Origin of the sequence: Caballeronia sp. INML3B (assembly GCF_023631305.1) — a bacterium.
GTDB lineage: Bacteria > Pseudomonadota > Gammaproteobacteria > Burkholderiales > Burkholderiaceae > Caballeronia > Caballeronia turbans.
Window position 1 is genome coordinate 39,969 of the sequence record NZ_JALQDI010000040.1, and the last position, 23,727, is coordinate 63,695.

Annotated in this window: 22 protein-coding genes; 21 read left to right on the plus strand and 1 reads right to left on the minus strand. The window is 63.9% G+C overall.

The genetic code is table 11. The annotated features are described in order from the left end of the window. Window positions 1-158: 158 nt before the first annotated feature. The 17 genes from NCS58_RS15680 (at window position 159) to NCS58_RS15760 (ending at window position 16,401) form a co-directional block, all read left to right on the plus strand. A complete protein-coding gene (locus NCS58_RS15680) occupies window positions 159-1,133 on the plus strand; it encodes a MurR/RpiR family transcriptional regulator (protein WP_061118345.1) in 975 nt (324 codons plus the stop codon). After that, a complete protein-coding gene (locus NCS58_RS15685) occupies window positions 1,130-2,095 on the plus strand; it encodes an isoaspartyl peptidase/L-asparaginase family protein (protein WP_061118177.1) in 966 nt (321 codons plus the stop codon). Before NCS58_RS15680 ends, NCS58_RS15685 begins: the two co-directional genes overlap by 4 nt. Beyond that, entirely contained in the window at window positions 2,092-3,990 is a 1,899-nt protein-coding gene (locus tag NCS58_RS15690) for a dipeptide ABC transporter ATP-binding protein (RefSeq protein WP_061118176.1), read from the plus strand. The genes NCS58_RS15685 and NCS58_RS15690 overlap by 4 nt, the downstream gene beginning before the upstream one ends. Window positions 3,991-4,023: 33 nt before the next feature. Continuing rightward, complete coding sequence (gsiB, locus tag NCS58_RS15695) at window positions 4,024-5,571, plus strand: glutathione ABC transporter substrate-binding protein GsiB (protein ID WP_250538629.1); 1,548 nt, start codon at window positions 4,024-4,026, stop codon at window positions 5,569-5,571. Window positions 5,572-5,618: 47 nt separating this feature from the next. Beyond that, on the plus strand, window positions 5,619-6,539 hold the full coding sequence (gsiC, locus tag NCS58_RS15700) for a glutathione ABC transporter permease GsiC (protein WP_061118174.1): 921 nt from the start codon (window positions 5,619-5,621) through the stop codon (window positions 6,537-6,539). A gap of 7 nt (window positions 6,540-6,546) precedes the next feature. After that, window positions 6,547-7,437 (plus strand): glutathione ABC transporter permease GsiD, encoded by an 891-nt coding sequence (gsiD, locus tag NCS58_RS15705; protein ID WP_061118173.1) that lies wholly within the window; start codon window positions 6,547-6,549, stop codon window positions 7,435-7,437. Then, window positions 7,434-8,444 carry a P1 family peptidase gene (locus NCS58_RS15710; protein WP_061118172.1) on the plus strand — a complete coding sequence of 337 codons (1,011 nt, stop codon included), beginning with the start codon at window positions 7,434-7,436 and terminating at the stop codon, window positions 8,442-8,444. The genes gsiD and NCS58_RS15710 overlap by 4 nt, the downstream gene beginning before the upstream one ends. Continuing rightward, entirely contained in the window at window positions 8,441-9,265 is an 825-nt protein-coding gene (locus NCS58_RS15715) for a M55 family metallopeptidase (protein WP_061118171.1), read from the plus strand. The genes NCS58_RS15710 and NCS58_RS15715 overlap by 4 nt, the downstream gene beginning before the upstream one ends. 90 nt (window positions 9,266-9,355) lie before the next feature. Continuing rightward, a complete protein-coding gene (locus tag NCS58_RS15720; protein WP_061118344.1) occupies window positions 9,356-9,574 on the plus strand; it encodes a hypothetical protein in 219 nt (72 codons plus the stop codon). A 33-nt stretch (window positions 9,575-9,607) separates the two neighbouring features. After that, window positions 9,608-9,985 (plus strand): fluoride efflux transporter CrcB, encoded by a 378-nt coding sequence (crcB, locus tag NCS58_RS15725; RefSeq protein WP_061118170.1) that lies wholly within the window; start codon window positions 9,608-9,610, stop codon window positions 9,983-9,985. Window positions 9,986-10,148: 163 nt separating this feature from the next. Then, window positions 10,149-10,622 carry a GNAT family N-acetyltransferase gene (locus NCS58_RS15730; protein ID WP_061118169.1) on the plus strand — a complete coding sequence of 158 codons (474 nt, stop codon included), beginning with the start codon at window positions 10,149-10,151 and terminating at the stop codon, window positions 10,620-10,622. 128 nt (window positions 10,623-10,750) lie between these two features. After that, window positions 10,751-12,280: a histidine ammonia-lyase gene (hutH, locus tag NCS58_RS15735; protein ID WP_061118168.1), complete on the plus strand. Its 1,530-nt coding sequence runs from the start codon at window positions 10,751-10,753 to the stop codon at window positions 12,278-12,280. After that, window positions 12,277-12,972, plus strand: a complete 696-nt coding sequence (hutC, locus tag NCS58_RS15740; RefSeq protein WP_061118167.1) for a histidine utilization repressor — start codon at window positions 12,277-12,279, stop codon at window positions 12,970-12,972. The genes hutH and hutC overlap by 4 nt, the downstream gene beginning before the upstream one ends. 5 nt (window positions 12,973-12,977) lie before the next feature. Further along, the gene (locus NCS58_RS15745) at window positions 12,978-13,547 is read left to right on the plus strand and encodes a HutD family protein (RefSeq protein ID WP_086961034.1); all 570 of its coding nucleotides are present in this window, start codon (window positions 12,978-12,980) and stop codon (window positions 13,545-13,547) included. Window positions 13,548-13,582: 35 nt separating this feature from the next. Then, complete coding sequence (locus NCS58_RS15750) at window positions 13,583-14,962, plus strand: formimidoylglutamate deiminase (RefSeq protein WP_061118343.1); 1,380 nt, start codon at window positions 13,583-13,585, stop codon at window positions 14,960-14,962. 8 nt (window positions 14,963-14,970) lie between these two features. After that, entirely contained in the window at window positions 14,971-15,774 is an 804-nt protein-coding gene (gene hutG, locus NCS58_RS15755; protein WP_061118165.1) for an N-formylglutamate deformylase, read from the plus strand. Window positions 15,775-16,077: 303 nt separating this feature from the next. Further along, on the plus strand, window positions 16,078-16,401 hold the full coding sequence (locus NCS58_RS15760) for a DUF4148 domain-containing protein (protein ID WP_061118342.1): 324 nt from the start codon (window positions 16,078-16,080) through the stop codon (window positions 16,399-16,401). A 212-nt stretch (window positions 16,402-16,613) separates the two neighbouring features. On the opposite strand, the gene NCS58_RS15765 is transcribed toward NCS58_RS15760, so the two are convergent. Continuing rightward, the gene (locus NCS58_RS15765; RefSeq protein ID WP_061118164.1) at window positions 16,614-17,321 is read right to left on the minus strand and encodes a TetR/AcrR family transcriptional regulator; all 708 of its coding nucleotides are present in this window, start codon (window positions 17,319-17,321) and stop codon (window positions 16,614-16,616) included. A gap of 375 nt (window positions 17,322-17,696) precedes the next feature. Between NCS58_RS15765 and NCS58_RS15770 the strand changes: the two genes are divergently transcribed. The 4 genes from NCS58_RS15770 to NCS58_RS15785 all read left to right on the plus strand — a co-directional run bounded on the left by NCS58_RS15770 (window position 17,697) and on the right by NCS58_RS15785 (window position 23,264). After that, entirely contained in the window at window positions 17,697-18,977 is a 1,281-nt protein-coding gene (locus NCS58_RS15770; RefSeq protein WP_061118163.1) for a Zn-dependent hydrolase, read from the plus strand. A gap of 87 nt (window positions 18,978-19,064) precedes the next feature. Then, window positions 19,065-20,399: an NAD(P)-dependent oxidoreductase gene (locus NCS58_RS15775; protein WP_061118162.1), complete on the plus strand. Its 1,335-nt coding sequence runs from the start codon at window positions 19,065-19,067 to the stop codon at window positions 20,397-20,399. 23 nt (window positions 20,400-20,422) lie between these two features. Further along, window positions 20,423-21,709, plus strand: coding sequence for an NAD-dependent dihydropyrimidine dehydrogenase subunit PreA (gene preA / locus NCS58_RS15780; protein ID WP_061118161.1), 1,287 nt, complete (start codon window positions 20,423-20,425; stop codon window positions 21,707-21,709). 67 nt (window positions 21,710-21,776) lie between these two features. Beyond that, window positions 21,777-23,264 (plus strand): NCS1 family nucleobase:cation symporter-1, encoded by a 1,488-nt coding sequence (locus NCS58_RS15785; protein ID WP_250538630.1) that lies wholly within the window; start codon window positions 21,777-21,779, stop codon window positions 23,262-23,264. Window positions 23,265-23,727: the final 463 nt, after the last annotated feature.

Sequence of the window (23,727 nt, forward strand, 5' to 3'; positions counted from 1 at the left end):
GTATTGTGCATGATCGTGCACGTTCGATGCATCGGTCGCGGCACGCTCGCGCGCCTTATCGAAAACCCGAGTTCGATGAAAATGAATTTTTTTTGGCGGGCTTTTCGAGTAAATATACTTTCATCGCGTTTGATTGCCATGAGGCCGCAGCGCATTCCATGTCCCGTTCACTATCGGTTCGTGCACCGGCGAGCACCGACGTTCTGATTTCCGCGCGCATCGCAGCGGCCATGCCGACGCTCACGCCCATCCACCGGCGCATGGGTGCGTTCGTGCTGGCGAACCTGTTCCGTTCCGCGACGATGCGCATCGACGAACTGGCGGGCGCCGTGGGCGCGTCGGTGGCGACGGCGAACCGTTTCGCGCGGGCGCTCGGTTTCTCGGGCTATCCGGCGTTTCGCGAGGCGCTCGTGCGCGGCTTCGAGGCGACCATCGCGCCGGTCGAGCGCTTGCGCACCGCGCTCGAATCGCCGGCGAGCGGCGCCGAAGTTTTCGATGCATCGCTCGCGCAGGCGGCAGCGAATCTGCGTCTTGCCCAAACATCCGTCGATGGCGCGAAGGCCGGCGCAATCGTCGACATGATCCTCGCCGCGCCGCGCGTCTTCGTGGTCGGCTATGGCGCGAGCGCGTTCCTCGCGGGACTGATGGAGCACGGACTCACGCCGTATTGCGCGAACGTCCAGTCGCTCGCGCTGATGGGCGGACCGTCGCATGCGGCGCGCAGGCTCTTCACGGCGTCGCGGGGCGATGTGCTGATCGCGATCGCGTTCCCGCGTTATGTCGACGACACCATCACGCTGGCGCGGCTTGCGCGCGATCACGGCTTGCGCGTCATCGCACTCACGGACAGCGCCGCGTCGCCGCTCGCGCCGGTCGCCGACGTGCTGCTCGCGATTCAGGCCGAGCGCAGGCTCGCGGCGAATTGCGACACGGCGGTGCTCGCCGTCATCGAAGCACTCTGCGATGCGGTCGCGCATCGGGCGAAACGCTCGGTCGAGGCGGCATCGGGATTGACCGAATTCGTGCTGCCGTGGCTCGTCGCGCCGTCGATCGTCAAAGCGCCACCGACGGTCCCCGCGCCGCGCCGTACGGCCGCGAAACGACACACTCACACGGAACCGCGCGAGACATGAACGCAACACCAGTCATTGCCGTTCACGGCGGGGCAGGCACGCTCCTGCGCCACGCCATGAACGCCGAAACGGAAGGGCGCTACCACGCGGCGCTCGGCGAAATCCTGAGCGCGGGCGAGCGCATTCTCGCCGCCGGCGGCAGCGCGCTCGACGCCGTCACCGAAGCCGTTCGTCTGCTCGAAGACTGCCCGCTCTTCAACGCGGGCCACGGCGCGGTGTTCACGGCAGCCGGCACGCACGAGCTCGATGCATCCGTGATGGACGGCGCGACGCTCGAAGCCGGCGCGATCAGTTGCGTGACGCGCGTGAAGAATCCCGTGCTCGCCGCGCGCCGCGTGCTCGACGTGAGCGACCACGTGATGTTCACGGCAGCGGGCGCGGAAGCGTTCGCCGCGGCGCAAGGGCTCGACTTCGTCGATCCCTCGTACTTCCGCACGGAAGCGCGTTATCAGCAATGGCTCAAGGCGCGCGGCACGTCGGGCACGATGCTCGATCACGATGCGATGACGAAGTTCGCGTTCGACAGCGATCCCATCGATCCCGACAGGAAGTTCGGCACTGTCGGCGCCGTCGCGCTCGATGCGAACGGCCATCTGGCGGCCGCGACATCGACGGGCGGCATCACCAACAAGCAGGCGGGCCGCGTCGGCGATGCGCCGCTGATCGGCGCGGGCTGTTACGCGAACGACGCGACTTGCGCCGTCTCGACCACCGGCACGGGCGAGATGTTCATCCGCATGCTCGCGGCGTACGACGTATCGGCGCAGATGGAATATCGCGGCGTGTCGCTTGAGGACGCGGCACACGATGTCGTGATGAACAAGTTGCCGCGCATCGAAGGACGCGGCGGCCTCGTCGCCGTCGACGCGAAGGGCAACGTCGTGCTGCCGTTCAACACGGAAGGCATGTATCGCGGCTATGCGCGAGCAGGCGAAGCGCCCGTCACGGCGATCTATCGATGATGAACGAGAGCTTGCCCGATTCCCGCGTGATCGACGTGCGCGACCTGTCGGTCTCGTTCCGTTCGCGCTCGCGCACGATCGAAGCCGTGCGCAACATCGCGTTTTCCGTGGATCGCGGCGAAACGCTCGCGATCGTCGGCGAATCGGGTTCGGGGAAATCGGTCACTTCGCTCGCGCTGATGCGTCTCGTCGAGCATGGCGGCGGGCGGATCGTCTCGGGCAGCATCGCGTTCAGGCGGCGCAACGGGCAAGTGCTGGACCTCGCGAAGGCGTCATCCGCGGCGATGCGCAGCGTGCGTGGCGCGGACATCGCGATGATCTTCCAGGAGCCGATGACATCGCTCAATCCCGTATTCACGGTCGGCGACCAGATCGCGGAAGCCATCGCGCTGCATCAGGGCAAGAGCCGCTCCGAGGCCCGCGCGGAAGCGCTGCGTCTGCTCGATCTCGTGCGCATTCCCGAATCGAAGCGCGTGTTCGCGCGCTATCCGCATCAGTTGTCGGGCGGCATGCGCCAGCGCGTGATGATCGCGATGGCGCTTTCGTGCAAGCCCGCGCTCCTGATCGCCGATGAGCCGACCACTGCGCTCGACGTCACGATTCAGGCGCAGATCCTGCAACTCGTGCGCGGGCTGCAGGACGAAATGAACATGGGCGTGATCTTTATCACGCACGACATGGGCGTGGTCGCGGAGGTCGCCGATCGCGTGCTCGTGATGTATCGCGGCGAAAAGGTGGAGGAAGCGCCTTCGGATACGCTGTTTCATGCGCCGACGCATCCCTACACGAAGGCGCTGCTCGCCGCCGTGCCGACGCTCGGCGCGATGCACGGCACGGATCGCCCCGCGAAATTCCCGATTCTCGGAGTCGAGCCGGCGGATATCGCGCCCGACGATGCAAGCGCGTTGCGGCCATCGGAAGCGGTCGAGAAGGAAACGCAGCCTGCCGTCGATGAAACCATCCGGCCGATTCTGCGCGTACGCGACCTGGTCACGCGCTTTCCGGTGAAGAGCGGTTTATTCGGCCGCACGACGGCGGCGGTCCATGCGGTCGAGCGCGTCAGCTTCGACCTGCGCCCTGGTGAGACACTCGCGCTCGTCGGCGAATCGGGTTGCGGCAAATCGACGACGGGACGTTCGTTGCTGCGGCTCGTCGAAAGCCAGAGCGGTTCGATCGAATTCGACGGACGCGACATCAGCAAGCTCGAAGGCCATGCGCTGCAGACACTGCGGCGCAATATCCAGTTCATCTTTCAGGACCCGTTTGCTTCGCTCAATCCGCGTCTGACAGTCGGCTTCTCCGTGATGGAGCCGTTGCTCGTGCATCGCGTCGCGAGCGGAAAGGAAGCACAGGCGCGGGTCGACTGGCTGCTCGAAAAGGTCGGCTTGCCGCCCGAAGCGGCGCAGCGGTATCCGCACGAATTCTCGGGCGGTCAAAGACAGCGCATCGCGATCGCACGAGCGCTCGCGCTGAATCCGAAAGTCGTGATCGCCGACGAATCCGTCTCCGCGCTCGATGTCTCCGTGCGCGCGCAGATCGTCAATCTGATGCTCGATCTTCAGCGCGAGCTGGGCGTGGCGTATCTCTTCATCTCGCACGACATGGCAGTCGTGGAACGTGTGAGTCATCGCGTGGCGGTGATGTATCTCGGGCAGATCGTCGAGATAGGACCGCGCGCCGCCGTGTTCGAAGCGCCGCGGCATCCGTACACGCGCAAGCTGATGAGCGCGGTGCCGGTCGCCGACCCGTCGCGCAGACATGCGAAACGCATGCTCGCCGCCGACGAGATTCCGAGCCCGATCCGCAAGCTCGGCGACGAGCCGACCGTCGCGAAACTCGTAGCCGTAGGACCAGACCATTACGTTGCCGAGCATCACGTAGGCGGCGCGTATTGATAACACCATGACGTCAAGCCAAGGAGTCCAACGATGCCGTCTTTCAAACTGCGCTCGATTCTCGCTGCAAGCGCATTCGCCGCACTGACCTCACTCGCGCCTGTCGCGTCGCATGCGCAAAGCACCGCCGTGATGGCCGTCGCTTCGACCTTCACGACGATGGATCCGTACGACGCGAACGACACGCTCTCGCAGGCGGTGGCGAAGTCCTTCTACGAGGGCCTCTTCGGGTTCGACAAGGACATGAAGATCCGCAACGTGCTCGCGACGAGCTACGAGGCGAGCCCCGACGCGAAGGTCTACACGATCCATCTGCGCAAGGATGTGAAGTTCCAGGACGGCACCGATTTCAACGCGGACGCGGTGAAGGCCGTCTTCGACCGCGTGACGAACCCGGACAACAAGCTCAAGCGCTACAACCTCTTCAACAAGATCGACAAGACCGAAGTGGTCGATCCATACACGGTGAAGATCACGCTGAAGATTCCTTTCTCGGCGTTCATCAACGTGCTCGCGCATCCGTCGGCGGTGATGATCTCGCCGACCGCGCTCCAGAAGTACGGCAAGGACATCGCGTTTCATCCGGTCGGCACGGGTCCGTTCGAGTTCGTCGAATGGAAGCAGACCGACGACCTGAAGGTGAAGAAGTTCGCGGGCTACTGGCGCAAGGGCTTGCCGAAGATCGACATGATCGACTGGAAGCCCGTGGTCGATAACAACACGCGCGCCGCGCTCATGCAGACCGGCGAAGCGGACTTCGCGTTCTCGATTCCCTTCGAGCAGGCCGCGACGCTCAAGGCGAGCCCGAAGGTCGACCTGATCGCGGCGCCGTCAATCATTCAGCGCTACGTGAGCATGAACGTGCTGCAAAAGCCCTTCGATAACCAGAAGGTGCGCGAGGCGATGAACTACGCGATCAACAAGGAAGCGCTCGTCAAGGTTGCGTTCGCAGGTTATGCCGTGCCGGCCGAAGGCGTCGTGCCGCCGGGCGTCGAGTATGCGACGAAGCTCGGGCCGTGGAAATACGATCCCGCGAAAGCGCGCGAGCTGCTGAAGGAAGCGGGTTATCCGAACGGCTTCGAAACCGTACTGTGGTCGGGTTATAACCACACGACGGCGCAAAAGATCATCCAGTTCGTGCAGCAGCAACTCGCGCAAGTCGGCGTGAAAGCAACGGTCGAAGCGCTCGAAGCGGGCCAGCGCGTGCAGCGCATCGAGAGCGCGCCCGATCCGAAGACGGCGCCGGTTCGCATGCTCTATATCGGCTGGTCGTCCTCGACGGGCGAAGCGGACTGGGCGATCTCGCCGCTGCTCGGGGGCACGTCGTTTCCGCCGAAGCTCTTCAATACCGCGTACTACAAGAGCGATCAGGTCGACGACGATCTCTCGAAGGCACTCGCCACGACGGATCGCGGCGAGAAAGCGAAGCTCTATGCCGATGCGCAAAAACGCATCTGGGCGGACGCGCCGTGGATCTTCCTCGTCACGGAGAAGGTCGTGTATGCGCGCAGCAAGCGTCTTTCCGGCGCATACGTGATGCCCGACGGCTCGTTCAGCTTCGACGAGATCGCGATCAAGTAATCGCTTTCGGCCGGGCTCCATCGCCCGGCCGCATCTGACTCAAAACGATGCTCAACTTCATCGCCAAACGCCTGTTAGGTCTTCTGCCGACGCTTTTCATCGTCGCGGTGCTGGTGTTCTTCTTCGTGCACATGCTGCCGGGCGATCCCGCACGGCTCGCCGCGGGCGGAGAAGCCGACGAAGCGACGGTCGCGCTCGTGCGCGCGGATCTCGGCCTCGACAAGCCGCTGCCGCAACAGCTCGTGAGCTTCTTCGGCAAGGTCGTGCATTTCGACTTCGGCATGTCTACGCGCAGCAAGCGGCCCGTGTCGACGGAAATCGCCGAGCGCTTCATGCCGACGTTGTGGCTCACGCTCGCGAGCATGGTGTGGGCAGTGATCTTCGGCATGGGCATCGGCATCGTGTCGGCGGTGTGGCGCAATCGCTGGCCGGATCGGCTGGGCATGACGCTCGCGGTATCGGGCATATCGTTTCCGGCCTTCGCGCTCGGCATGCTGCTGATGGAAATTTTCTCGGTGAAGCTCGGATGGCTGCCCATCGTCAATGACGGCACATGGAAGGGCTATGTGCTGCCGTCGATCACGCTCGGGGCCGCCGTCGCCGCCGTGATGGCGCGCTTCACGCGTGCTTCGTTCGTCGAGGTGCTCGGCGAGGACTTCGTGCGCACCGCGCGCGCGAAGGGTGTGCATGAACCGATGGTCATCGTGAAGCATTGCCTGCGCAACGCGATGATCCCCGTCGTCACGATGATGGGGCTGCAATTCGGCTTTCTGCTCGGCGGCTCGATCGTCGTGGAGAAGGTGTTCAACTGGCCGGGGCTGGGCCGCCTGCTCGTGGATGCGGTCGAGATGCGCGACTACCCCGTGATCCAGGCGGAAGTGCTGCTGTTCTCGCTGGAATTCATCGTCATCAATCTGATCGTGGATGTGCTGTACGCGATCATCAATCCGACCATTCGTTTCAAGTGAGGACGCGATGAGCGTGACAGCCGAAAGCGCGGTGCATGCGCCGCAAGAAATCCGCACGCCGTGGACGGAGTTCTGGCGCAAGTTCAGGCAACAGCACGTCGCGATGGTCGCGGCCGTGTTCGTGTTGCTGCTGGTCGTCATCGCGATCATCGCGCCGTATATCGCGCCATACGATCCGGAAAATTACTTCGATTACGATGCGCTCAACGCCGGTCCCTCGGCCGCGCACTGGTTCGGTGTCGATTCATTGGGCCGCGACATTCTGAGCCGCATACTCGTGGGCAGCCGCATTTCGCTGACGGCGGGGCTGGTCTCCGTCGTGCTCGGTGCGGTGATCGGCACGTTCTTCGGTCTGCTCGCGGGCTACTACGAAGGCTGGTGGGACCGCATCGTGATGCGCATTGCGGACGTGCTGTTCGCGTTTCCGGGCATTCTGCTTGCGATCGGCGTCGTCGCGATTCTCGGCAACGGCATGGTCAATGTGGTGTGCGCGGTCGCGATCTTCAGCATTCCCGCGTTCGCGCGGCTCGTGCGCGGCAATACGCTCGCGCTGAAGCATCTCACATACATTGAGGCGGCGAAGAGCATCGGCGCATCGGACTGGACGATACTCGCGCGGCATATTCTGCCGGGCACGATTTCGTCGGTGGTCGTGTACTTCACGATGCGCATCGGCACATCGATCATCACCGCGGCGAGTCTGTCGTTCCTCGGACTCGGCGCGCAGCCGCCTACGCCCGAGTGGGGCGCGATGCTCAACGAAGCGCGCGCCGACATGGCGATGGCGCCGCACGTCGCAATCTTTCCGAGCCTCGCGATCTTCTTCACGGTGCTCGCGTTCAATCTGCTCGGCGACGGCCTGCGCGACGCGCTCGATCCGAAGCTCGACCGGCCATGACGCATATCGGTTCGCTCGAAGCGGGTCCGCGCGGCACGATCGCCGACGTTGCGGGCGTGACGGTCGGTCATTGCACGCTCTCTGAGGGCGCGGTGCAAACGGGCGTCACGGTGATCCGACCGCACGATGGCGATGTCTATCGCGACAAGGTGCCGGCTGCCGCGTGCGTGATCAATGGCTTCGGCAAGAGCGTCGGGCTCGTGCAACTGGACGAACTCGGCGTGATCGAAACGCCGGTCGCGCTGACCAATACCTTCGGCGTCGGCACCATCGCAAACGCGCAGATTCGCGCGGCGATCGCGGCGAATCCGCGCATCGGGCGCGAGGATCCGAGCGTGAATCCGCTCGTGTTCGAATGCAACGATGGCTACCTCAACGACATGCAGGCGCTCGCGATTCACGAAGCGCATTACATGAGCGCACTCGATGCGTGCAGCGTCGATTTCGAACGCGGTGCGGTCGGAGCGGGGCGCGGCATGTCGTGCTTCGAACTGAAAGGCGGTATCGGTTCGGCATCGCGCGTCGTGCGGGTCAACGAGCGCGCGTACACGACAGGCGCGCTCGTGCTCGCAAACTTCGGCCGTCTGCCGCAACTCGTGATCGGGGGCGATGCCGTCGGAAAGACGCTGACGAAAGAAGCGAACGTGAAGCCCGAACAAGGCTCGATCATCATGCTGATCGCAACCGATGCGCCGCTCGACGCGCGTCGATTGCGCCGCCTCGCGATGCGCTCTGCCGCCGGCCTCGCGCGCACGGGTTCGGTGTACGGTCATGGCAGCGGCGACATCGCGCTCGCTTTCACGACCGCTTACACCGTGCCGCACGAGGCGGACTTCATCGCGGTGCCGCCGCTTGTCAGCGACACGCGGCTCGATCCTCTCTTTCAGGCCGCGGCCGACAGCATTGAACAAGCGATTCTCGATGCGCTCTTCAGCGCGGAGACGGTTGCCGGGCGCGACGGCCATCGGCGCATATCGCTCAAGGACGCATTGAGAACAAGACCATGAAAGTGCTGATCTCGGTGGATATCGAAGGCATCGCGGGCGTGTTTCATCCGGAGCAGACGCGTGCGGGCAACGCCGAATACGAGCAGGCGCGCCGCTGGATGACGCGCGAAGCGAATGCGGCTGCGCAAGGCGCGTTCGATGGCGGCGCATCCCAGGTGTGGATCAACGATTCGCACGGCGGCTTTCGCAACCTGTTGCCCGACCTGCTCGATCCGCGCGCGCGCCTCGTGCTCGGCAAGCCGCGCACGTTCGGCATGATGGCGGGACTGGAGGCATCGCCGGAAGTGGTCTTCATGATCGGCTATCACGCGCGCGCGCAAAGCCGCGGCATTCTCGCGCATACGATCAACAGCGCCGCGTTCGCGCGCGTCACGCTTGACGGCGAGGAAGTCGGCGAGGCGGGCCTTTACGGCAGGCTCGCCGAGGAACACGGCGCGTGCGTCGCGCTGCTCACAGGCGACGACGTGTTCGGCGCCCAGACGCTGCCCGCGTTTCCCGGCGCGCGCTTTCTATGCGTGAAGACCGCGCACGGCTATTCGAGCGGCGTGACCGAAACGCCCGCCGCGGCATGCGACGCGATCCGGCTCGCCGCGCGGGAGACGATCGAAGCAGCGGCGTCTTCAGTGCATGCCAAGCGTGCGGCGATCACCGGGCATCGCTGCGAACTGCGCGCGCAGACGACCGCGTTCGCCGATCTCTTTTGCCAATGGCCGACACTCGAGCGCATCGATGCCGTGACGCTCGCTTTCGATGCGCCTTGCGTCGAACATGTCGTACGGATACTCAACTGCCTTTCGGCAATGTCCTTCATGATACGGTGAGCGTTTGGACGCAGGGCCTGCGAGTATCGTTAGAATGGAGCCATTCGCGAGACTGGCTCCGGTCTTGACGTGTTTTTGCAGACGACGCTCATGCACACGGTGAAGCTCGAACACAATGACGACGAGGTGCTCGACCCCGCCGATCCCCAGCTCGTGGTGCGCGGCTCGCTTTTCATCGACGGCCACGATGCCGGGTGCTGGGAACAACGGCGCGACGGCACGTGGGTGGCGCATGTGCGGCACAGGGTCGGCTGGATCGTCGAGACGAGTCGAGGCGCACTGATCGACCGGCTCGCTCGCGAGGCATAACGCAGTTAATTTCGAATCGAACTCACACAAGTCATGTATCTGTCGATCATCGCCGTGGGGCTCGGCGGCGGCCTGGGATCGCTGCTCAGATGGGTCCTCGGCCTGCGCCTGAATGCGATTTTTCCGAATCTGCCGCTCGGCACGTTCGCGGCGAACGTCATCGCGGGCTACATCATTGGCGTGGCGGTCGCCTTCTTCGCACGCTTTCCGGATATCTCGATTGAATGGCGGCTATTCATCATCACCGGACTGATGGGCGGGCTCTCCACGTTTTCCACGTTTTCGGCCGAAGTGGTCGCGCATTTGCAGCAAGGGCGGCTCGGCTGGGCGCTCACTGAGATCGCGCTCCACGTTTGCGCATCGCTCGTGATGACCGCGCTCGGCATCGCGACGGTGGCAGTGGCTTCCTGAAGGACTCGCCGACCGCGCACTTCCCGCATCCGGTTTCCTCCGATTAGAACGTTTGCGCGCGCCCGTTTCCGATTCAATCCCGTACAGATTCCCGCGTTATCAACGCTAGACCCTCGCTGCCTCCGCAGCGGTTTTTTTATTGACAGTAAACGAAGGTGAAGAAATGCCAGGCCTGCCGCTCATCGAAGTCAGACCGTATCGTGCGAGCGATCTCGACGGTGTGATCGATCTGTTTCAACGCGCCGTTCGCGAAACGGCATCCGCCGATTACAACGAGGCGCAGATCGAAGCGTGGGCGCAAGCCGACCGGGACGAATGGGAACTCGCCCGCGCGAGCCGCCCGACCTGGATCGGGCTCGTCGACGGCGAACTCGCGGGCTTTGCCGATCTCGAAAAGAACGGTCTCATCGACATGATGTTCGTCGATCCGCTGCATCAGCGCAAAAGCGTGGCGACGTCGCTGCTCGCGCGCATCGAGGCCGAAGCCGACGAAGCCGGTCTGCAAACGCTGCATACCTACTCGAGCGTGACCGCGCGGCCGTTCTTCGAGTATTGCGGGTTCACGATGCTGCTGGCGCGGGCGGTCATCGTGCGCGAGCAGCGCTTCGTCCAGTTCGTGATGGAAAAGGTCTTGTAACGTCAAATCTGTATAGACAAGACGTGTCATGCTTGCCGGGATGATCCTAGTGATATCCCGGATATCCCCTTGTTTCGTCCTTCGAGCCCGTTTAGACTTGAGTCTAACTTGTATAGACAGGACGAATCATGATCACGCTTACGCCCGGAAAACTGACGCTCCCGCAACTGCGCCGCATCGCGCGCGGCTCGGATCCGCTTCAACTCGATCCGGCCAGCTTCGATGCCATCGACGCGAGCGCGCGCGCCGTCGCCGCGATCGCCGCGAAGGGCGATCCGGCCTACGGCATCAATACGGGCTTCGGGCGGCTCGCCAATACGCACATTCCGGCCGATCAGCTGGAGCTGCTGCAGAAAAATCTCGTGCTGTCTCATGCGGTGGGCGTCGGCGAGCCGATGTCGCGGCCGGTTGTGCGTCTGTTGATGGCGCTCAAGCTGTCGAGTCTCGGGCGCGGTCATTCGGGCATCCGCCGTGAAGTCATCGACGCGCTCATCACGCTCTTCAACGCCGACGTGCTGCCGATCATCCCGATCAAGGGCTCGGTCGGCGCATCGGGCGATCTCGCGCCACTCGCGCATATGTCGACGGTCCTGCTCGGCATCGGCGAGGTCACCATTCGCGGTGAGCGCGCGAGTGCGCTCGACGGCCTCGCGGTCGCGGGCCTCAAGCCGCTCACGCTGCAGGCGAAGGAAGGTCTCGCGCTGCTGAACGGCACGCAGGCGTCGGCGGCGCTCGCGCTCTACAACCTCTTCGCGATCGAGGATCTGTTCCGTACCGGACTCGTCGCGGGCGCGCTGTCCGTCGATGCGGCGGCGGGTTCCGTCGTCCCGTTCGATGCGCGCATCCACGAGCTGCGCGGCCATCGCGGGCAGATGGAGGCGGCGGCGGCCTACCGCACCCTGTTGAAGGGCTCGGGCATCAATCTGTCGCACGCGGACTGCGAGAAGGTGCAGGACCCGTACAGCCTGCGCTGTCAGCCGCAAGTGATGGGCGCGTGCCTCGACCAGATGCGCCACGCGGCCGACGTCCTCCTGATCGAATCGAATGCCGTCTCCGATAACCCGCTGATCTTCCCCGACACCGGCGAAGTGCTGTCGGGCGGCAACTTCCACGCGGAGCCGGTGGCGTTCGCGGCCGACAACCTCGCCCTCGCGGCCGCCGAAATCGGCGCACTCGCGGAGCGCCGCATCGCGTTGCTGATCGACGCCACGCTTTCGGGCCTGCCGCCGTTCCTCGTCCGCGATGGCGGCGTCAACTCGGGCTTCATGATCGCGCACGTGACGGCTGCCGCGCTCGCATCGGAGAACAAGACGCTTGCGCATCCTGCATCGGTGGATTCCCTGCCGACTTCCGCGAACCAGGAAGACCACGTTTCCATGGCGACGTTCGCCGCGCGCAAGCTCGGCGACATCGCGAGCAACACGGCGAACATTCTCGCGATCGAACTGCTTGCGGCCGCGCAAGGGGTCGATCTGCGCGCGCCGCATCGGACGAGCGCGCCCTTGCTCGAAGTGATGAAGACGCTGCGCGCGCACGTGGCGCATTACGACCTCGATCACTACTTCGCGCCGGACATCGCCGCGATCGCGACGCTCGTGCAGGAAGGCGCGATCGCGCAGCACAGCCCGTTCGCGTTCGCGTCGGAACAGCCTGTATGAGCACGCCTGCGTATCAGGAGATCAAGGACTACATTCTCCAGCGCATTCATATCGGCGAATGGAAGGAGGGCGATCTGGTGCCCTCCGAGAACGAGCTCGCACGCGAGTTCAAGGTCGCGCGCATGACCGTGAACCGCGCGGTGCGGGAGCTGACCGCCGAGCAGGTGCTGACGCGGGTGCAGGGCGCGGGCACCTTCGTCGCGCAGCCGAAATACGCGTCGACGCTCGTCGAGATTCGCAGCATCTCCGATGAAATCGTCGCGCGCGGCCACGTGTATCGCGCGCAGGTGCTGCATCTGGGCGCATCGATCGTCGATGATGCGCTCGCCGACGAAATGCATCTCGCGCTGGGCAGCCCGGTGTTTCATTCGCGCGTGCTGCACTTCGAGAACGACGAGCCGGTTCAGATGGAAGAGCGCTACGTGAATCCCGCGCTCGCGCCGGAATACGCGCGCCAGGATTTCACGACGATCACGCCGAACCAGTACCTGATGACGGCCGCGCCGTTGCAGCGCGTCGAATACCGGATCGAGGCCTCGGTGCCGTCGGCCGAGATCCGGCTCGCGCTCGCGATGGCGGAGCATGAGCCGTGTCTGTTGCTGCATCGGCGCACGTGGTCGCGTGACGCGGTCGCATCGGTCGCGAATCTCTGGCATCCGGGCGATCGTTATCAATTCACGGGGCACTTCTGAACGCCATGATCATTCGAGCCGATTCGCTCACGGCTACGCGCTGGAAGAACGGCGGCGGCATGACGCGCGAGATCGCGGCGGGGCCGCCGGGCGCGTCGCTCGATGCGTTCGCATGGCGTCTGTCGCTGGCCGATGTGGCGTCCGATGGCGCATTCTCGAGTTTCGCGGGCGTCGATCGCGTGCTCGTGCTGCTCGATGGCGCGGGCATGCGTCTGACGGAAGCGGAAGGCCGCGTGCATACGCTCGATGCGCCGCTCGCGATCGCGCGCTTTGCCGGCGAAACGCCGATTCACGCGACGCTGATCGACGGCCCGACGCGCGATTTCAACGTGATGGTGCGCCGCGATCGCGCCCGCGCGACGGTGCATGCCCGGCGCGCGTCGTGCTCGCTCGATGCCGGCCACGATCTGACCTTCATCTTTTGCGTGCTTGGAAGGATCGATATCAAGGCCGCCGCAGACACGCGTCATACGCTCGAAACAGGCGATACGCTGTGTCTCGATCGTGGGGCAGAACTGCATTGCGAGGCGTCGGACGATACGTCGTGGCTGCACATCGGCATCGACAATGTGTGAGCAGCCGCGCGTCGTATGAAAAGGGAGACAGGAAGATGAGCGCATTCTTCGCGGATCATGCGCGCCTCGCCGGCGGCTGGCGGCGCGACGTGCTGCTCGAATGGGACGACGACGGCACGTTGCTGCGCGTCGAGCCGGACAGCGCTGCGCCCGCGGGCGTCGAGCGGGCGAAAGGGCCGGTCGTGCCCGGCATGCCGAATCTGCACTCCCACGCGTTCCAGCGGGCGATGGCCGGCCTCACCGAATATCGCGCGAGCGTCAACGATACGTTCTGGAGCTGGCGCGACCTCATGTATCGCTTCGCCGCGCGGATCGGCCCGGAGTCGCTCGCGGACATCGCCCACTGGCTCTACATCGAGATGCTCAAGGCGGGCTACACGTCGGTGTGCGAGTTTCACTACGTGCATCACGCACCCGGCGGCGCGCCTTATGCGAATCGCGCAGAACTCGCCGAGCGTGTCGTCGATGCGGCCGGGCGCGCGGGCATCGGCATCACGATGTTGCCGGTGCTGTACGAGCACGGCGGTTTCAACCAGGCTGCGCCGCGCGAGGATCAGCGCCGCTTTCTCAATACGCCCGACACGCTGCTCGCGCTCATCGACACGCTCGCCCGCGCGCGGCCCGAAAACGGCGCGCGGCGTTACGGCGTCGCGCCGCATTCGCTGCGAGCGGTGTCGGGCGAATCGCTCGCGGCGGTGATCGAAGGGTTCGACGCGCGCTTCGTCCGTGCGCCGGTGCATATCCATGTGGCGGAGCAGACCGCCGAAGTCGAGGCGTGCGTGGCGGCGACGGGGCATCGCCCGGTTCAATGGCTGCTCGATCATTTCAACGTCGACGAGCGCTGGTGCCTCGTGCACGCGACGCATATCGATGCAAACGAGTGCGCGCGTCTCGCGTTGAGCGGCGCGGTCGCGGGCCTGTGTCTCACGACCGAGGCGAATCTCGGCGACGGCGTATTTCCGTCGCGCGATTATCTCGATGCCGGCGGACGCATCGGCGTCGGCTCGGATAGTCATGTGGGCGTGGACTGGCGCTCCGAGCTGCGTCTGCTCGAGTATGGCCAGCGCCTGTGCCGCCAGCAGCGCAACGTGCTTGCGTCGCCGACGCAGAGCCGTCCCGCCGATCGTCTCTTCGATGCCGCGCTCGACGGCGGCGCGCACGCCACAGGACGGCCCGTCGGCGCGCTCGCGCAGGGATCGCGCGCCGACTGGCTCGTGCTCGACGACGCGCATCCGGGCATCGGCGGCCATGCGCCCGAAACGTGGCTTTCGAGCGCGGTCTTCTGCGAACACGGCGACACGCCGATCCGCGATGTTTTCGTCTCCGGCCGCAAGGTGATCGACGCGCGCCGCCACGCGCAGGAAGACGAAGCGCTCGCGCGCTATCGCGCCGCGTTGCGCGGCTTGCTCGATTGAGGTCATCCATGAACGAGTCTTCGATTTTCACGCTGGAACGCGGCGGCGCGCCGCTGCTGATTTCGATTCCGCACCGGGGCACGAGCATTCCCTGCGCGCTCGCCGACGAGATGACGCCCATCGCGAAACTCACCGAGGATTGCGACTGGCATCTCGAGCGGCTTTACGCGTTCGCGCGCGAACTGGGCGCATCGATACTGACGCCGCAATACGCGCGATATGTCGTCGATCTGAACCGTCCGCCCGATGACGCGAACCTCTATCCCGGCCGCGACACGACGGGCCTGTGTCCGGTCGATACCTTCGACAAGGCGCCGCTATACAAGCCCGGCCACGAGCCGTCGCGCGAGCAGATCGATGCGCGTCGCGCGATGTACTGGCAGCCGTATCACGATGCGCTCGCAAGTGAACTCGACGCGTTGCGGGCGTCGCATGGCCGCGTGCTCCTTTGGGAAGCGCATTCGATTCGCTCGGTCGTGCCGCGTTTCTTCGACGGGCGCCTGACCGATTTCAACTTCGGCACGGCGGACGGCGCGTCGGCGGCGCCGGGGCTCGCCGAGTACCTTGCGGGGATCGTCGAGCGCGACGGCCGCTTCTCGACGGTGGCCAACGGGCGCTTCAAGGGCGGCTATATCACACGGCGATACGGCGAGCCTGAGAAGGGCGTTCACGCAGTGCAACTGGAGCTGACGCAGATCAGCTACATGGAGGAATCGTCGCCTTTCGCTTACGACGAAGCCAAGGCGACCGCGATCCAACCTTTGCTGCGCGAACTCCTGATTTCCGCGATGACCTACGCGACGGCCGCGTAGAAGCTGACATCTGAATGGCGATTGGCTGGCGATATCGTAATGGCGATGCGTTGCCGCGATCCGTCCTGCGCGTCTGAATATCGATATAAATCAATTATTTAGATGGTCGTAAGGGCTCTCGACGCGATTCGTGACGCGAAACGGATTGTTGCTGACTCGACAATTATGTTTCGTGCAAATTGGGGTTTCCCCTAAGACGACCACCTCCTACACTGTCTTCAAGCGAAACGAAATCAGAAACCGCTTAAAAAGCTTCCGATTTCAGTTTCGATTTCAAAACAAGACTACTGGAGGTTCATCATGATCAAGGCATTCGTTCCCGCACTCGTCATCGCCACCGCTCTGGCCGCTCCGACTTTCGCGTCTGCGCAAAGCAACGGCCCGGTGACCCGCGCTCAAGTGCGTGCGGAACTGGTTCAACTGGAAAAGGCCGGCTACAACCCGTCGACCGATCGCGTGGACTATCCGCAAAACATTCAGGCGGCACAAGCGCGTGTGAACGCCGAAAACGGTAGCTCGGCCTACGGTCCTTCGACGGCTGGTACTTCGCAATCGGGCGCAGCGGCGCCGGTCGCGCGCGCTAACGTGTCGATGTCGGATCGCAACTCGGTCTACTTCGGTCATTGATCGGAGTTCGAAGTCGAGCTCGACGAAAAGCAGGTGGCAGTGAGCAGTAGCAGCGGTAGATGGTGCAGCAAGCGTTGGCAGTAGCAATATCTTGCGAGAAATGCAGTAGCAGTACCGCAGTTGGCAGCACCGCAGTCACGCAGTGAAGCATCACAGCAGCAAGCAGCAAGCAGCAAGTCGAACGCCGGCCGCTATCGAGCGACCGGCGTTTTTTATTGCGCGTCCTCTTTCGCTTCGACGCGCGGCGACACCGCGCCGCATGCGCGGATCACGAGTCGCACGACTTCTTCCGTCTGCTCATCGAAGGCCTTGCGCGTCAGTGCCCGCTTGCCCTTCAATGCGCGGATCTGCGCATCGAAGTCGGCGTAGTGCTGCGTGATCGCCCAGATCATGAACATGAACGTGTCCGGCTCGACCGGCGCGAGCAGGCCGCGCGCGATCCAGCTCTCGATCACGATGACGCGCGTATCGAGCCACGGCTTCACCCGCTCGTTGAGAATGTCCTGCATGTGATGCGCGCCGTGAATGATCTCGCTCGCCCACACCTTCGAGCCGAGCGGCCGACGTCTCGACAATTCCATCTTCGCGCGCACATAACCGCCGATCGCTTCCACCGGATCGTCGCTGCATTCGAAGGTGTCCGCCGCGCGATGCCAGTCTTCGAACAAATCTTCGAGCACGCGGCGATAGAGCGCGAGCTTCGTCGGGAAGTAGTAATGCAGGTTGGCCTTCGGCAGTCCGGCACGCTCGGCGATCATCGCCGTGCTCGCGCCTTCCAGTCCTTTCTCGGCGAACACTTCTTCGGCGCACGCCAGAAGCTGCGCTTCGTTGCTCTCGCGGATCTGCGCCTTGCGTCGCCGCAAAGGTGTTGCGGCATGCTCGCGCTCGGTAATGTCGTCAGCCGCGTCGTCGTGTCTCATCGTCGAATTTTTCTGTCGTGTGTGCCGCATCGTGCCTCATTCGCGCCGTTCATGCACGCGGCGCTGCATCGCGTCGAAAACGCCGCCGCGCCCAGTGCCCGCCGATGCTGCATTGCAATGGCACGCTTATCGCTTCATTTCGCTCCGTGTTTGTCCGCACACGAAAGACGTTGATTTGCTTATTTTAATCGGCTACAACCTGTCCATTCGGACAGGATTTGAGAAGCGCTCGAAGTATTGAAGAAGCGTGTCGTTCGCATCATTCATCGCATAACAGAAACGTGCACCGGGCGCGTGCGGCATCGCACCGCAAACGCCCGGCATGCACGAAACGAAGTCACTCACATACGAAGTCGATCGTAAGGAGCGAGGCGAATGAACGTCGTAACGGATGCAATCAGAGAGGCCGGTCTCGATACGTCCATCAAGGTGAATGGTCGACGTCTCTGGGACAGCCTGATGACGATGGCCAGGATCGGCGCGACACCCAAGGGCGGCGTGTGCCGGCTCGCGCTCACCGATCTCGACAAGGAAGGGCGCGATCTCATCGTCAGTTGGGCGAAGGAAGCGGGTTGCACGGTGAGCATCGATCAGATGGGCAATGTGTTCATGCGTCGCGCCGGGCGCAACCTCGAGGCGCTGCCGGTCATGACAGGCTCCCATGCGGATTCGCAACCCACGGGCGGGCGCTTCGACGGCATCTACGGTGTGCTCGGCGGACTCGAAGTGATCCGCTCGCTCAACGATCGCGGCATCGAGACCGAGCATCCGATCGAAGTCGTCATCTGGACCAACGAGGAAGGTTCGCGCTTCGCGCCCGCGATGGTCGCATCGGGCGTCTTCGCGGGCGTGTTCCCGCTCGACTACGGCCTCTCGCGCAAGGACGTCGACGGCAAGACGATCGGCGAAGAGTTGAAGCGCATCGGGTACGCCGGCGATCTGCCGTGCGGCGGCCGCAAGCTGCACGCGGCGTTCGAGTTGCACATCGAGCAAGGTCCGATTCTCGAAGCCGAGAACAAGACGATCGGCGTCGTCACCGACGCGCAAGGCCAGCGCTGGTACGAGATCACGCTCACGGGCCAGGAAGCGCACGCGGGCCCGACGCCCATGCCGCGCCGCAAGGACGCGCTGCTCGGCGCAGCGCGCGTCGTGGACCTCGTGAACCGCATCGGCCTCGACAACGCGCCGCTCGCCTGCGCGACGGTCGGCATGATGCAGGTGCATCCGAACTCGCGCAACGTGATTCCGGGCCGCGTGTTCTTCACCGTCGATTTCCGTCATCCCGACGATGCCGTGCTCGCGCGCATGGACGCCGCGTTGCGCGAGGGTGTCGCGCGTATCGCCGCAGAGATCGGCTTGCAGACCGAACTGGAGCAGATCTTCTATTACGCGCCCGTCAGATTCGACGCCGCCTGCGTCGCGTCCGTGCGCGCGGCGGCGCAGCGCTTCGGCTATTCGCATCGCGACATGGTGTCGGGCGCGGGCCATGATGCGTGCTATCTCGCGCAAGTCGCGCCCACATCGATGGTGTTCGTGCCGTGCGTCGACGGCATCAGCCATAACGAAATCGAAGACGCGTCTCAGGAGTGGATCGAGGCGGGCGCGAACGTGCTTCTGCACGCGATGCTCGAGCGCGCGTCGGAACCGGCTTCGTAGAAACAGCGCGCTTCGTCTCACGTTCAGTGTCGTCCGGGCCAATGCGCGCGGATGACGGGCACTCGTACGTCCTCACATGGAACGCACATGACCACAAAAACGACCGGCGATATCGCGAGCCATCGCCTCACGCACGAACAGCTCGCATGCGAGTTCTCGGATGTCGCGCCGTTGCTCGACGCCACCGCCGCGGCTGCCGCCGCGAGCCGCTGCCACTACTGCTACGACGCGCCGTGCGTGCAGGCCTGCCCGACGAGCATCGACATACCGAGCTTCATCCGCAAGATCGGCAACGGCAATCTGAAAGGCGCGGCGGTCGATATCCTGTCCGCCAATCCGCTCGGCGGCATGTGCGCGCGCGTGTGCCCGACCGAGATTCTCTGCGAGGGTAGTTGCGTACGCAACCATCCGGGCGATGCGCCCGTGAAAATCGGCGCATTGCAGCGTCATGCGACGGACTGGGCAATGGCAAAAGGCGAGCCGCTTTTCAAACGCGCGCCGGAGACGGGCAGGCGCGTGGCGATCGTCGGCGCGGGGCCGGCGGGGCTCGCGTGTGCATATCGGCTCGCGCTGGCGGGACATCGCGCGGTGATTTTCGATGCGCGCGAGAAACCCGGCGGCCTGAACGAATACGGCATCGCCGCCTACAAGACGGTCGAGGATTACGCGCAGCGCGAAATCGAATGGCTGCATTCGATCGGCGGCATCGAGATCAAGGCGGGTCACGCGCTCGGCCGTGACTTCACGCTGGAGGAGCTGCGCAAGCAATACGACGCGGTGTTCATCGGCTTCGGTCTTGCGGGCGTGCGCGAACTGGCGCTCGAAGGCGAAGCGCTCGACGGCGTGATGAACGCGGTCGATTTCATCGAGCAGGTGCGCGAGGCCGACGATCTCGCGAATGTGCCGGTCGGTCGGCGCGTCGTCGTGATCGGCGGCGGCAACACGGCCGTCGATGCGTGCGTGCAGGCCGCGAAGCTCGGCGCAACGAACGTGACGATGGTGTACCGGCGCGGCGTCGAGAACATGAGCGCGACGTGGGCCGAGCGCGAGTTCGCGCAGACCAATGGCGTGAGCATCGTCACGCACGCGAAGCCGACGCGTCTGATCGGCGTTGACGGGCACGTGACCGGCGTCGAGTTCGAGCGCGACGCGGAGCGCTTCGTCATCGATGCGGACATGGTGCTGAAGGCGATCGGTCAGACGCTCGTGCCCATCGGCATCGACCGGGCGTTGCTGACGCTCGACGGCGGGCGCATCGTCACCGACGAGAATCGACAGACGACGCTCGCGAAAGTGTGGGCCGGCGGCGATTGCGCGACGCATGAAGGACTCGATCTCACCGTGCAGGCCGTGCAGGACGGCAAGCTCGCGGCTGCGTCCATCGACGCGTCGTTCGAGCTGACTTCGATCAAAGCCGCCTGACGAACATAAGGAGCCGCCTCAACATGGCCGATCTGACTTGCAACATCGCCGGCATTACATCGCCGAATCCTTTCTGGCTCGCGTCCGCGCCGCCGACGGACAAGGCCTTCAACGTCAACCGCGCCTTCGAGGCGGGCTGGGGCGGTGTGGTGTGGAAGACGCTCGGGCTCGATCCGCACGTCGTCAACGTGAGCTCGCGTTATGGCGCGGTGCAATGGAACGGGCAGCGCATCGCGGGACTGAACAACATCGAACTGATCACCGATCGCCCACTCGACGTGAACCTGCGCGAGATCGAACAAGTGAAGCGCGACTGGCCGGACCGCGCGCTGATCGTCTCGCTGATGGTCCCGTGCAATGAGAAGGACTGGAAGTGGATCTTGACGCAAGTCGAGGACACCGGCGCGGATGCGGTCGAACTGAACTTCGGCTGCCCGCATGGCATGAGCGAGCGCGGCATGGGCGCGGCGGTGGGACAGGTGCCCGAGTATGTCGAAATGGTCACGCGCTGGGTGAAGGAAGGCACGAAGCTGCCGTGCCTCGTGAAGCTCACGCCGAACATCAGCGATATTCGCATGGGTTCGCGCGCCGCGTTCAAGGGCGGCGCGGACGGCGTGTCGCTCATCAACACGATCAACTCGATCGTCGCGGTCGATCTCGACCAGATGGCGCCGATGCCGGCCGTCGATGGCAAAGGGACGCACGGCGGTTATTGCGGTCCCGCCGTGAAGCCGATCGCACTCAATATGGTCGCGGAGATCGCGCGCGATCCAGAGACGCCGAATCTGCCGATCTCGGGCATCGGCGGCATTTCATCTTGGCGCGATGCGGCGGAATTCATGGTGCTGGGCGCAGGCAGTGTGCAGGTGTGCACGGCGGCCATGCACTACGGCTTTCGTATCGTCTCCGATCTCGCCGATGGCCTTTCGAACTGGATGGACGAGAAAGGCTACGCGACGCTCGATGACATCCGCGGCCGCGCCGTGCCGAACGTCACGGACTGGAAGTATCTCAATCTCAAGTACGACATCAAGGCGCGTATCGATCAGGACAAGTGCATTCAGTGCGGGCTGTGTCATATCGCGTGCGAGGATACATCGCATCAGGCGATCCTGAAGGAGAAGGACGGCAAGCGGCATTTCGAAGTGGTCGATTCGGAATGCGTCGGCTGCAATCTCTGCATGCATGTGTGCCCGGTCGAGCAGTGCATCACGATGGAACGCGTCGATGCGGGCGAATACGCGAACTGGACCACGCACCCGAACAATCCCGCTCGCGTGGATGCGGAGGAACCCGCTAAAGCGGCATAAACATCATGCAGCGCTCGTCGTCGTTGAACCCTCATGATCAACCGCACAGTCAAACGGAGTGCATCCGATGAATCAGACAGCGCATAACGTCGAGACGAGCAGCCTGTATAACGACGATCTCGCGCCGACCGGCCCGGCGCAGCGTACCTGGAAGTGGTATCACTTCGCGGCGTTGTGGGTCGGGATGGTGATGAACATCGCTTCGTACATGCTGGCCGCGGGTCTCACCGATCAGGGCATGTCGCCGTGGCAGGCCGTGTTGACGGTCCTGCTCGGCAACCTGATCGTGCTCGTGCCGATGTTGCTGATCGGTCATGCGGGCGCGAAGCACGGCATTCCGTATGCGGTGCTCGTGCGCTCGTCGTTCGGCACGCAGGGCGCGAAGCTGCCCGCGATGCTGCGCGCGATCGTCGCGTGCGGCTGGTACGGCATTCAGACGTGGCTGGGCGGCAGCGCGATCTATACGCTCGCGAATATCCTCACGGGCAATGCCTTGCATGGCGCGGCGCTGCCGCTCATCGACATCTCGGTCGGACAGCTCGCGTGCTTTCTCGTGTTCTGGGCGTTGCAGCTCTACTTCATCTGGCATGGCACGGATTCGATCCGCTGGCTCGAAAGCTGGTCTGCGCCGATCAAGGTCGTGATGTGCGTCGCGCTCGTCTGGTGGGCGACGAGCAAGGCGGGCGGACTCGGTTCGATGCTTTCGTCGCCGTCGCAGTTCGTCGCGGGCGGCAAGAAGGAAGGGCTCTTCTGGGCGACGTTCTGGCCGGGTCTCACCGCGATGGTCGGCTTCTGGGCGACGCTCGCGCTCAACATTCCCGACTTCACGCGCTTCGCGCGCACGCAACGCGATCAGATGATCGGGCAGACGATCGGCTTGCCCGTACCGATGGCGTTGCTCTCGGTCATCTCCGTCGTGGTCACGTCGGCGACGGTCGTGATCTACGGCAAGGCGATGTGGGACCCTATCGATCTCACGAGCCGCATGACGGGCATAGGCGTGGGCATCGCCCTCGTCATCCTTACGCTCGACACGATGTGCTGCAATCTCGCGGCGAATCTCGTTGGACCCGCGTATGACTTTTCGAGCCTGTGGCCGAAGGGCATTTCGTATCGCGCGGGCGGCATGATCACGGCGACGATCGCCATTGTCATGATGCCGTGGAAGATTCTTGCGACTACGCAGGGCTATATCTTCACGTGGCTCGTCGGGTATTCGGCGCTGCTCGGGCCGGTTGCGGGGATTCTGATGGTCGATTACTTCTTCATTCGCGGCACGCGGCTCGATCAGCGCGAGCTTTTCGACGAGGACGGCGAGTATTCGTATAGCGGTGGATGGAACGTGGCGGCGGTGGTGGCGTTGCTCGTCGGTGTGTTGCCGAATCTGCCGGGGTTTCTGCATACGGCGTTTCCTGCATCGTTTCCAGGTGTGCCTGTGTTCTTCAATACGCTCTACACGTATGCGTGGTTCGTTGGCCTCGTGCTTGCCGCGATCGTTTATGGGTCTTGGATGAAGTTGCGGGGTAGTCCGAGGGCTGGGGTTTTGAGTGCTTGATTTTTTGTTTTTCGGCGGATCCCGTTTTGTTATTGGTTTATTAGCGTTGCCCCTATGCGGGGCGGCAGTCACTTTCTTTGCTGCTGCAAAGAAAGTAACCAAAGAAAGCAGCTTGTTAGGCCCGCGGTCACACGCAGTTTGGCCATGCTTGCCATGTGATCGTGGGCTGCCTAAGTGTCGCCCTCAAAGGCCCAACCGGGCGTGGATCGCACACGGTCTGACGAGCTAGCCCTCTAAGGAGACTGGTGCAGCACGAAATAGCGCCGGCACAGCGCTACGCGCTGCCGCCGGGTCTGCAAGGGAAACCAACGGATAACCAATGCAGTGAGATAGAGGCGCTAGTAAGGAAGCACGAGCGGACCCGATTGACCGGTCGGCCGCGAAGCGGGCCGGAGCCATTTGGTGCTGAACCGCTCCGCCATGCGACGCGAGGCGACAGACCGTGCGCGAGCCAAGCCGATTA

Coding starts and splice junctions, on each gene's coding strand:
- NCS58_RS15680 (WP_061118345.1), top strand. CDS start 159: ATGTCCCGTTCACTATCGGTTCGTGCACCGGCGAGCACCGACGTTCTG.
- NCS58_RS15685 (WP_061118177.1), top strand. CDS start 1,130: ATGAACGCAACACCAGTCATTGCCGTTCACGGCGGGGCAGGCACGCTC.
- NCS58_RS15690 (WP_061118176.1), top strand. CDS start 2,092: ATGATGAACGAGAGCTTGCCCGATTCCCGCGTGATCGACGTGCGCGAC.
- gsiB (WP_250538629.1), top strand. CDS start 4,024: ATGCCGTCTTTCAAACTGCGCTCGATTCTCGCTGCAAGCGCATTCGCC.
- gsiC (WP_061118174.1), top strand. CDS start 5,619: ATGCTCAACTTCATCGCCAAACGCCTGTTAGGTCTTCTGCCGACGCTT.
- gsiD (WP_061118173.1), top strand. CDS start 6,547: ATGAGCGTGACAGCCGAAAGCGCGGTGCATGCGCCGCAAGAAATCCGC.
- NCS58_RS15710 (WP_061118172.1), top strand. CDS start 7,434: ATGACGCATATCGGTTCGCTCGAAGCGGGTCCGCGCGGCACGATCGCC.
- NCS58_RS15715 (WP_061118171.1), top strand. CDS start 8,441: ATGAAAGTGCTGATCTCGGTGGATATCGAAGGCATCGCGGGCGTGTTT.
- NCS58_RS15720 (WP_061118344.1), top strand. CDS start 9,356: ATGCACACGGTGAAGCTCGAACACAATGACGACGAGGTGCTCGACCCC.
- crcB (WP_061118170.1), top strand. CDS start 9,608: ATGTATCTGTCGATCATCGCCGTGGGGCTCGGCGGCGGCCTGGGATCG.
- NCS58_RS15730 (WP_061118169.1), top strand. CDS start 10,149: ATGCCAGGCCTGCCGCTCATCGAAGTCAGACCGTATCGTGCGAGCGAT.
- hutH (WP_061118168.1), top strand. CDS start 10,751: ATGATCACGCTTACGCCCGGAAAACTGACGCTCCCGCAACTGCGCCGC.
- hutC (WP_061118167.1), top strand. CDS start 12,277: ATGAGCACGCCTGCGTATCAGGAGATCAAGGACTACATTCTCCAGCGC.
- NCS58_RS15745 (WP_086961034.1), top strand. CDS start 12,978: ATGATCATTCGAGCCGATTCGCTCACGGCTACGCGCTGGAAGAACGGC.
- NCS58_RS15750 (WP_061118343.1), top strand. CDS start 13,583: ATGAGCGCATTCTTCGCGGATCATGCGCGCCTCGCCGGCGGCTGGCGG.
- hutG (WP_061118165.1), top strand. CDS start 14,971: ATGAACGAGTCTTCGATTTTCACGCTGGAACGCGGCGGCGCGCCGCTG.
- NCS58_RS15765 (WP_061118164.1), bottom strand. CDS start 17,321: ATGAGACACGACGACGCGGCTGACGACATTACCGAGCGCGAGCATGCC.
- NCS58_RS15770 (WP_061118163.1), top strand. CDS start 17,697: ATGAACGTCGTAACGGATGCAATCAGAGAGGCCGGTCTCGATACGTCC.
- NCS58_RS15775 (WP_061118162.1), top strand. CDS start 19,065: ATGACCACAAAAACGACCGGCGATATCGCGAGCCATCGCCTCACGCAC.
- preA (WP_061118161.1), top strand. CDS start 20,423: ATGGCCGATCTGACTTGCAACATCGCCGGCATTACATCGCCGAATCCT.
- NCS58_RS15785 (WP_250538630.1), top strand. CDS start 21,777: ATGAATCAGACAGCGCATAACGTCGAGACGAGCAGCCTGTATAACGAC.